The organism is Mycobacterium sp. TH-M116, assembly GCF_057473685.1.
Genome location: NZ_JBYCLC010000271.1, coordinates 1 through 2598 on the forward strand (window position 1 = coordinate 1; position 2598 = coordinate 2598).

At 62.9% G+C, this 2598-nt stretch carries 2 protein-coding genes; one reads left to right on the forward strand and one right to left on the reverse strand.

The features are described 5' to 3' along the window. Positions 1 to 215: IS30 family transposase (locus tag AC2VOK_RS13610; protein WP_428900951.1), on the forward strand; the 215-nt coding region annotated here is incomplete at its 5' end. Between the two features lie 821 nt (positions 216 to 1036). On the opposite strand, the gene AC2VOK_RS13615 is transcribed toward AC2VOK_RS13610, so the two are convergent. Then, positions 1037 to 2598, reverse strand: a 1562-nt coding sequence (locus AC2VOK_RS13615) for a replicative DNA helicase (RefSeq protein ID WP_428900952.1), incomplete at its 5' end; no start/stop codon positions are given.

The following is a 2598-nucleotide window of genomic DNA, read 5'->3' on the forward strand; positions in this document are numbered from 1 at the left end:
TCTTCTGCGACGCGCACTCGCCGTGGCAACGCGGCTCCAATGAGAACATGAACGGCCTGCTGCGCGACTACTTCCCCAAAGGCACTGATCTGCAACACATCTCGCCCGAGGAACTGCAGCGGGTCGCCGACGAGATCAACGACCGGCCACGTAAAACCCTCGGTTGGGCCCGACCAGCTGATCTGTTCACCGGCGCCGCCGCCAAGACCGCGTAAGCGGCCCGGCGTAGATGTTCGCAGTTTCGTCGATGTTCGCAGATTTCGCCGATACATGCTGTTGCGTGGCCGACCGCCCCCGATTAAATGGGTTGAGTCCATGCGGGCCTTCGGCCCCGTACGGCGTTCAATGTGGCCCGGAAGACGACTCGGACACTCCAGCGGGTTGGCACGGAGCATTTCGGGACGAAGACATGCCCGCTGGCATGACCTTCGCCGAGCTCTTCCATCACCTACGGTCCGTGAATCCTCCGCCATGGACGGCCGAAGCGACTCCAAGCCCGCCGCAGACCGATATCGTCCGCAGCATCCACCGCACGTTTAGTAAGAGCACTCCGCGCCGGCAGACCAGAGCGCGAGCTGGCGCCCCTCAGCAATGATGCGCTGAATTCGATCTCAGCACTGCTCTGCACTTTGGGCCATAGCCGCGCCACGGCGGAAACTCCTGCGGCCAATAGCGCGCTGCCTCGCAACGAAAGTCCCACTCCCGGCCGGGTTCTTCTCTTCAGGCCATTACGAAACTTCAGTCGCTCGAAAAGATGCTGGACTCAAGCAGCAGGTCAGCGGATTACCAGCGCCCCCAACCGTCCTCGCCCCGGGGGGTGCGATCACCGTCGGCGCAGTTCAGGCGGCCCTAATTCCGTCACACCGTTTGGAAATCGCCCGGTTGCCTAGATTGACAGCTACTTTGACAAGACCGTCGACGCGAAAACCTATCGCTAACTGCCGAAATGGGCCTGAACACCCGTCAGGGCTGCCCTACGTTGTTTAACAACGACGTGCGGTTTGTCAATCTTCGTTGCATCTCGACAACATCAGAATCACCTCGCCATGTTCGCAAACCGGGACAAATGCAGCTGGTGTGCGACGGTGACCGTCTTGGTGGGGCCGTTGCGGTGTTTGGCGAGGATGAAATCCGCCTCTCCCCCGCGCGGGTCATCACGCTCGAAGGCGTCCGGCCGGTTCAGCAGGATCACCATGTCGGCATCTTGTTCAAGGCTATTATGGGCTGCGATCCCGTTAGCAACGAAATTGTGTGTACCGCTTACGGTTCCATCGTAGACGTCTTGTTCTCCGAGACTAGTAATCTCAACGACTGAATCCCAGAACACATCATTGGTAGCCAGATCATGAATGCAGTCGTCGCCTAGCAGAGCAGCGACCCGATGCAATTTCAGTCGGCCAGGTGAATAGTTCCATTTCGACTCTCCAAACGGCGATCCTATAGCGCGCCCGAGGGCGCCATTCGTAATTCCTTTGGCAGCCATGGTCGCCGGTACGCTCGTCCAAACCTCCTTGGGTATGGTGTCCGCGCCCGGTCGCCGTGTTCGCAAGGTGAGCTGCTGGAGAACTTCCCGCGCCGTCATGCTCCGAGCCCCGTGGACGCCTGCCTTGGTGAGGAACGCCGTTTGGTTGGTCGACCCGTCGATGCGTAAATGCCACCAGTCGCGATATCCCGCCTTGCGAGCCCGCGTAAGTCGGCTTTGTACGCCCAGCCGAAGCAGAAGTTGCGCGACGTCATCGATGAGACGCCGGCTGGTCGACGCGTAGTAGATACGCCCCTGGCCGGACTTGTCGTCCCACCGCACCGACCCGTCCGTCGCCCACAGGTGCCGCAGGAACAGCGCAACTTGATCATTGGGCGCGCGGAATACCGGCTCCGGCACGAACTTTTCGTGGCTGCGCTTCCCGAACAGCCCCAGGCCGTCCAACCACTCCGCGATCGGGTTGCGCTTGCCGTGGGTCAACCGCTCCGGCGCCGGCAGGTGCAGCGTGGTCACCCGTGCCGCCGGGTATTCGTCACGGATTGCCCGCACGCCGAAGTGGGCGGCGGCGATCGTCACCGCGCCGAGGTTCGCCTCGTCCACCGACGCGTAGCGGACCGGCTGGCGCTTCACGCACGATCCGTCGCCGATCATGTGGGCCAGCAGGATCAGCTCGGACTCGTCCATGCGCTGGGTGTCGACGGGCTCCGGGACAAGCCGCGGCGCCGCGATGCGATCGCCAACCTGCAACTGCTCCAAGGGGGTCCAGCCGTCGAGCTTCATGAACGGATGGTTGCCGGTGGCCTCGACCTCGCGGCCCGAGGCCAACCGGAGCCGGAACACCTCTTTGTGCCCGCTGGGAAAGACGTTGGTCATCGGCCGGGCGACCATGCGCATCCGCTCGTCCAACGACCACACCCACGGCCGCTCGCCGGTCCGCATGAGCTCACCGAAGGTGACCTCGGCGCCGGTGTCGGCACGCAGGATTCGCGTGGCGGCGGTCAGGCATCCCGACTCGCGGAGGTCCGACAGCATCGGCTTCTTGTCGGTGCGCTGCTCGGGGCCACGGTTGAGCTGGCTGATCGCCACCACCGGCACCTCGAGCTCTTTGGCCAAAA